The sequence below is a fragment of the Streptomyces sp. NPDC127100 genome, assembly GCF_042724095.1.
GTDB lineage: Bacteria > Actinomycetota > Actinomycetes > Streptomycetales > Streptomycetaceae > Streptomyces.
Genome location: NZ_JBHXFL010000066.1, coordinates 25,245 through 32,031, shown reverse-complemented (window position 1 = coordinate 32,031; position 6,787 = coordinate 25,245). Strand labels below are relative to the sequence as shown.

The 6,787-nt window shown below is 72.3% G+C and carries 5 protein-coding genes; 2 read left to right on the top strand and 3 right to left on the bottom strand.

Going from position 1 to position 6,787, the window contains the following annotated elements; translation table 11 throughout:
• Positions 1 to 392: 392 nt before the first annotated feature.
• On the bottom strand, positions 393 to 941 hold the full coding sequence (locus ACFWJB_RS33595) for a MarR family winged helix-turn-helix transcriptional regulator (protein ID WP_386927000.1): 549 nt from the start codon (positions 939 to 941) through the stop codon (positions 393 to 395).
• Between the two features lie 138 nt (positions 942 to 1,079).
• Between ACFWJB_RS33595 and ACFWJB_RS33590 the strand changes: the two genes are divergently transcribed.
• The gene (locus ACFWJB_RS33590) at positions 1,080 to 2,357 is read left to right on the top strand and encodes an MFS transporter (RefSeq protein WP_385468937.1); all 1,278 of its coding nucleotides are present in this window, start codon (positions 1,080 to 1,082) and stop codon (positions 2,355 to 2,357) included.
• Positions 2,358 to 2,391: 34 nt separating this feature from the next.
• Here ACFWJB_RS33590 and ACFWJB_RS33585 read toward each other — a convergent pair whose 3' ends face one another.
• Together ACFWJB_RS33585 and ACFWJB_RS33580 are read right to left on the bottom strand one after the other, a co-directional pair.
• Positions 2,392 to 4,038, bottom strand: a complete 1,647-nt coding sequence (locus tag ACFWJB_RS33585) for a SpoIIE family protein phosphatase (protein WP_386926998.1) — start codon at positions 4,036 to 4,038, stop codon at positions 2,392 to 2,394.
• Between the two features lie 175 nt (positions 4,039 to 4,213).
• Entirely contained in the window at positions 4,214 to 5,587 is a 1,374-nt protein-coding gene (locus ACFWJB_RS33580; protein ID WP_386926996.1) for an NAD(P)/FAD-dependent oxidoreductase, read from the bottom strand.
• A 372-nt stretch (positions 5,588 to 5,959) separates the two neighbouring features.
• On the opposite strand from ACFWJB_RS33580, the gene ACFWJB_RS33575 reads away from it, so the two are divergent.
• Positions 5,960 to 6,772 carry a TetR/AcrR family transcriptional regulator gene (locus tag ACFWJB_RS33575; RefSeq protein WP_386926994.1) on the top strand — a complete coding sequence of 271 codons (813 nt, stop codon included), beginning with the start codon at positions 5,960 to 5,962 and terminating at the stop codon, positions 6,770 to 6,772.
• Positions 6,773 to 6,787: the final 15 nt, after the last annotated feature.

Genomic DNA, 6,787 nt, shown 5'->3' with positions numbered 1-6,787 from the left:
ACTCTATCAGATCCTTTTCCGATCCGATTTCCTCGGTGCTTTCCAGGTTCCCGCTTTCGCGTTTCCCTTTCCGGCGGTTCCGACTCTATCAGATCCTTTCGGCCCTGATTCCCAGTCAGAGGGGGTTGCCTTCCCGGCTGTTGGGCCGTTCCGACGTCTCAAACCTTAGCGGACTTTCTCGGCGTTTCCCAATCGGTGTCGACCGGGGCGACGAGACCCATCGGAATTGAATTCGGACACGCCGAAACAGTTCCCATGGGGAGGTCGTGCTGGTGGTTTGGTGTGCCGCTGCTGCGGCGGGAGTTGCTGCCGCAGAACCGTTACGGCCCGGTGGCAACCCGAAGAACCTTACGGATCTGTCAGGGGGGTGTCAAGCGTCCCTGTCAAGATCTTTAATCCAGGTCGCTGAGCCGGCCGCCGGCGTCGGGCTGCGCGTGCTCGACCCTGCGCAGCAGGCGGGTGAGGACCTCGCCGAGAGCCGACCGCTCGTCGGCCGAGAGGTCCTGGAGGAGGTCCTCCTCGAAGACCGTGGCGAGGCGCATGGCCTCCAGCCACTTCTCGCGCCCGTCGCCCGTCAGCTCGACGATCACGCGGACCCGGTTCGACTCGTCCCGCTCCCGGGTGACCAGCCCCTCCGTCACCATCCGGTCGATGCGGTGGGTCATGGCGGCCGGGGTCAGACCGAGGCGCTTCGCGAGGTCGCCGGGGCCCAGCTGATAGGGGGCACCGGACAGGACGAGCGCCTTGAGCACCTCCCAGTCGGTGTTGCTGATGCCCAGCTCGGCCGTCTGGCGGCCGTACGCGACGTTCATGCGGCGGTTGAGCCGGGAGAGAGCAGAAACGATCTTCTCCACCTGCGGGTCCAGGTCCTGGAACTCGCGCTGGTAGGCGGCGATCTGTTCTTCGAGTGGCGGCTCGCCGGCGCCGGAGGTGTCGCCCATGGCCGCAGTATGGCACGCCGCTCCTTTGCCTTGAAGTCCTTCGGTATGTACTCTTTACCTTTGAACTTTAGCTTCTAAGTCTTCAGCTCTAACGGGTTGGAGCCGACTACCCAAGAGAGGGTGAACGTGACCAGGGCAATGGGCGCGGCGATGCGCCGGATCCACGTGGGCAACGCACTCAGCGCGTTCGGGCTGGGCTTCACCGTTCCGTACCTGTACGTCTATGTGGCGCAGGTGCGAGGGCTGGGGTCTGTGACGGCGGGTCTCGTGCTCGCCGTCTTCGCCGTGGCCGCGCTGATCGTGCTGCCGTTCGCCGGGCGGGCCATCGTCCGGCGGGGCCCGCTGCCGGTGCTGCTGGTCGCCCTGGTCACCGCCGCGGTCGGCGCGCTGAGCCTCGGGCTCGCGACCACGGCCGCCGCCGTGCTGCTGTCCGCCGCCGCGCTGGGGGCCGGGCAGGCGGTGATGCAGCCGGCGCTCGCCACGATGATCGTGGACTGCTCCCCGTCGGAGACGCGGTCGCGGGCGTTCGCGATGCAGTTCTTCCTCCAGAACCTGGGGCTCGGTGTCGGCGGACTCATCGGTGGTCACCTGGTGGACACCACGAGCGCCGCGTCGTTCACGCTGCTGTTCGCGATCGAGGCGGCGATGTTCCTGCTGCTGGTCGTGGTGATGGCGACGGTGCGGATGCCGCGTGCGCCGCGAGTGGGGGACACGCCGGGGCAGGCTTCGGGCAGCGGCTGGAAGCAGCTGCTGGGCAACCGGGCCATGGTGCAGCTCTGCGTGCTGGGTTTCGTGCTGTTCTTCGCCTGCTACGGGCAGTTCGAGTCGGGGCTGAGCGCCTACGGCGTCGAGGCCGCCGGGATCTCCACGTCCGCGCTGGGCACGGCGCTGGCGGCGAACACGCTGATGATCGTGGTCGCGCAGTTCGCGGTGCTGAAGTTCGTGGAGCGGCGGAAGCGGTCCCGCGTGATCGCCGCCGTGGGTCTGATCTGGGCCGTGGCGTGGGCGGTGGCCGGATACGCCGGGCTCGGGCACGGCAGCCAGACGATGGCGACGGCCGCGTTCGTCTCGACGTACGCGCTGTTCGGGCTGGGTGAGGCGATGCTGTCGCCGACGCTGGCCCCGCTGGTGGCCGACCTCGCTCCGACCGGGATGGCGGGCCAGTACAACTCCGCCTTCGCCCTGGTGAAGCAGCTCGCGCTGGCGATCGGACCGGCGGTGGGCGGTCCGCTGGGGGCCTCGCTGCACGGGCCGTACATCGTGGCGTTCCTGCTGTTCTCGCTGGGCATCACGGTGCTGGCGGTGCGGCTGGGGCGGCAGCTCACGGACGTGCAGAACCAGCCGGCGCTCGCGCGGAGCCGGGTGGTCACGCAGGGCGGGACGCCGGCGGGCGCCGTGGCGGCCGCGGAGGCGTGAGCGAGGCCGTGACGGGTGCCGCACCCGTCACGGCTCACGGCTTCGGCAGGACGAACTCGCACCAGACCGACTTGCCGCCGCCGGGCGTGCGTCTGGAACCCCAGTTGGTGGCGATCGTCGCGACGATGGCGATGCCCCGGCCGGACTCGTCCCCCGGTTCCGCGCGACGGCGCCGGGGCAGGTGGTCGTCGCCGTCGGTGACCTCGATGATCAGGCGGCGGTCCGTGCGGCGCAGGCGCAGGCGCATGGGGGGCGTGCCGTGCTGGAGGGAGTTGGCGACGAGTTCGCTGGTGGCCAGGACGCCCAGGTCGTGCAGGTCGGCGGGGAAGCGCCAGCTGGCGAGGACGCCGGAGGCGAAGGCACGCGCGCGGGGGGCCGCTTCGACGCCGCCCAGCAGTTCGAGGCCGGCGTTGCGGAAGAGCTCGGCCTCCGGGCCCTTGCGGGCGGGGTGCTGGAGGACCAGGACGGCCACGTCGTCGTCGTGGTCGGGGGTGACGCCGGCCGAGCGGACCAGGCGGTCGCAGATCACCTGGGGGCTGCCGGTCGCCCCCGACAGGGCGCGTTCCAGGGCGGCGATGCCCTCGTCCAGGTCCTGGTTGCGGCGTTCCACCAGGCCGTCGGTGTAGAGGACCGCGGTCGAGCCGGGGGTCAGGGCGATGGAGCCCGACGCGTGGATCCAGCCGCCCGTGCCGAGCGGGGGTCCGGTGGGTTCGTCGGCGCGCTGGACGGTGCCCGTCTCGTCGCGGACCAGGATGGGCAGGTGCCCGGCGGAGGCGTACACCAGGCGGCCCTCGTTCGGGTCGTGGATGGCGTAGACGCAGGTGGCGATCTGGTTGGCGTCGATCTCGGTGGCGAGGCCGTCGAGGAGCTGGAGGACCTCGTGCGGGGGCAGGTCGAGGCGGGCGTAGGCACGCACCGCCGTGCGGAGCTGGCCCATGACCGCGGCCGCGCGCACGCCTCTGCCCATGACGTCGCCGATGACGAGGGCGGTGCGGCCGCCGCCGAGGGTGATCACGTCGTACCAGTCGCCGCCGACGGCGGCCTCGGTGCCGCCGGGGTGGTAGGTGGCGGCGACGCGCAGGTCGTCGGGCTCCTCGAGCTCCTGCGGGAGCAGGGAGCGCTGGAGGGTGACGGCGGTCTCGCGCTGCCGGCGTTCGCTCGCGCGCAGGCGTGCGGCGGCCTCGGCGTGGTCGGTGACGTCGGTGGCGAACACGAGGACGCCGCGGTCGCCGCGGTCGCCCTCGGTGACCGGGGTGCAGGTGAAGGTGTAGGAGCGGCCGTCGGGGGCCTTGCGGGACTTGAGGGTGCGGGGTCTGCCGCTGCGCTGGACCTGGTCGAGGAGCGGGAAGAGCCCGAGTGCGTCGAGTTCGGGGAGGGCCTCGCGGGCCCGTCTGCCGAGGGGACGGGTGCCGAAGGCCGTGGCGTAGGCGTCGTTGACGTAGGCGACGCGGTGGTCGGGGCCGTGGACGAGGGCGACGAGGGCCGGGACGCGGTCGAGGACGTCGCGCGTCGGCAGGTCGTCGACGGCCGGTACGGGCGGGGCCTCGTCGGTCAGCTGTTCGGCGCGGGCGGCGGGTACGGAGCCGTCTCCCCGTCCGTCCGGGGAGAGGGCGGGGTCGGTCCGCGCTGCGGCGCGGCGCTGCGTTCCGGGGAGTCGGGCGCTCCAGCGCGTGAAGTTCACGAATCCTTGCCTCGGGTAGTCGTCGGCGGCCGGTACCGGAACCGGCAGGGCCCGGGAGCCGCGCGGGGTGAGCGGCGGCCCGCCCGCGGTGGTGGACCAGTCTGGCAGGGTGCCGACCGGGCCGACATCCGTCAGACGCCGGGCCGGCCCGGGGAGTTCCTGACTCCGGCCAGGACTACCCCTTCGGGTTGCGCGGAGGTTCCTGAGAAGGCTTTCCACCGGCCGCGAGTTCGAACTCAGCGCGAGGATGTTCGAGTGATCCCAGGGAGACGATCTCCCGTTTGAAGAGTCCGGCGAGCGCCCATTCGGCCAGCACGCGTGCCTTGCGGTTGACGGTGGGGACGCGGCTGAGGTGGTAGGCGCGGTGCATGAACCACGCCGGGTAGCCCTTCAGCCTGCGCCCGTAGACGTGGGCGACGCCCTGGTGGAAGCCGAGGGAGGCGACGGAGCCGACGTACTTGTGCGCGTACGTGTCGAGGGGTTCGCCGCGCAGGGCGTGCGCGATGTTGTCGCCGAGGACCCTGGCCTGGCGGACGGCGTGCTGGGCGTTGGGGGCGCACTGGCCTCCGGGTCCGGGGGCGGTGACGTCGGGGACGGCGGCGGCGTCGCCCGCTGCCCACGCGTGCGGGGCGCCGTCGACGGCCAGCTGGGGGGTGCACACGAGCCGGCCGCGGTCGTCGAGGGGCAGGTCGGTGGCGGCGAGGACGGGGTGGGGTTTGACGCCGGCCGTCCAGACGACCGTGCGGGTGGGGAAGCGGGCGCCGTCGCTGAGGACGGCGACGCGGTCCGCGCAGGACTCCAGGCGGGTGTCCAGGCGTACGTCGATGTTGCGGCGGCGCAGTTCGGTGACCGTGTAGCGGCCCATGTCCTCGCCGACCTCGGGCAGGATGCGGCCCGAGGCCTCCACGAGGATCCACTTCATGTCCTCGGGCGTGACGTTGTGGTAGTAGCGGGCGGCGTAGCGGGCCATGTCCTCCAGCTCGCCGAGCGCCTCGACCCCGGCGAAGCCGCCGCCGACGAAGACGAAGGTGAGGGCGGCGTCGCGGACCGCGGGGTCACGGGTGGAGGAGGCGATGTCCAGCTGCTCGAGGACGTGGTTGCGCAGGCCGATGGCCTCCTCGACGGTCTTGAAGCCGATGCCGTGGTCCGCGAGGCCGGGGACGGGGAGGGTGCGCGAGACCGAGCCGGGCGCCAGGACCAGTTCGTCGTACGTCAGCCGGCGGGCTCCGGTGCCCTCCTCCGCGGTGGCGAGGGTGGTGACGGTGGCCGTGCGGCGGGTGTGGTCGATGCTGTGCGCCTCGCCGACGACGACGTCGCAGTCGCCGAGGACGCGGCGCAGCGGCACGACGACGTGGCGCGGGGAGATGGAGCCGGCCGCCGCCTCGGGGAGGAACGGCTGGTACGTCATGTAGGGGTCGGGGGTGACGACCGTGATCTCCGCCTCGCCCCGCCGGAGTTCGCCTCTCAGGTTCCGCTGGAGGCGCAGGGCCGTGTACATCCCGACGTAGCCGCCGCCGACAACGAGAATGCGCGCACGTTCCTTCACCATCCCATGACGCACCCGGCGCTTGCGTTTGTCCACAGGCTCGGCAATTTGTGTGACCGGAGACCACTCGGGCGCGGGGTTGGCCGGATCGCCGTGGTGCGGGTCGCCGACCCAGGTCAGCGCGGGTGGGGCGGCGAACGGGCGGGGGCATATTCCGGACGGATACCGCCCGTGGTCCGATCGGGGGACGCTCCGTGCGGAACACGCCTCTTCTGAATTGACTCCCGCTCAACTATGTTCGTCCCCACGGAGTGTAGGGGGATGTGCTCACGGGGTCCGCGACGGGCGGGCCGCGGACCGGGTCCGTCACACACGCTCCGCTTTCGATGGCGGGGAGAGTCTCCGGGGGGAGACGTCATTACCGGGGGATTGTCTATGCATGTTCAGGACTCTCATTGGTCGTCCGCGTCCGCTGTCGCGCCCGGCGGCGCGATGGGTGCGGTGGCGGGCGGCGGACGCGGTGACGGTGGGCGTACGGCGCCCCTGCGCGTGGACGCCCAGCGCAATCTGGAGCACGTACTGCGCGCCGCGCGCGAGGTGTTCGGCGAGCTGGGGTACGGCGCGCCGATGGAGGACGTGGCGCGGCGCGCGCGGGTCGGTGTCGGCACGGTGTACCGGCGCTTCCCGAGCAAGGACGTCCTGGTGCGGCGGATCGCCGAGGAGGAGACGGCCCGGCTGACCGATCAGGCCCGGGCGGCGCTCGGGCAGGAGGACGAGCCGTGGTCGGCGCTGTCGCGCTTCCTGCGCACGTCGGTGGCCTCGGGCGCCGGCCGGCTGCTGCCGCCGCAGGTGCTGCGGGTGGGGGTGTCCGACGACGGTGACGGCGCTGCCGGTGGTGGCGCGGCCGGTGAGCCGCGGGTGCCGCAGCAGCGGGTGCAGCCGGGCTCCGGTGAGCTGCGGCCGATGCCCGAGGAGGCGGTGTCGCTGGGGGCGGGTGCGTCCGCCGCCGTCGCGACGTCCCTCGGCCCGGGGGTGGATCACGGGGCGGCGGCGCTGCTGGAGGTCGTGGGCCGGCTCGTGGACCGCGCACGTGAGGCGGGCGAGCTGCGGCCGGACGTGTCGGTCTCGGACGTGCTGCTGGTGATAGCCACGGCGGCGCCCTCGCTGCCCGACGCGGCGCAGCAGGCGGCGGCCTCGGCACGGCTGCTGGACATCCTGCTGGAAGGGCTGCGCTCGCGTCCCGCGTGAGGCCGGTGCCGGAGT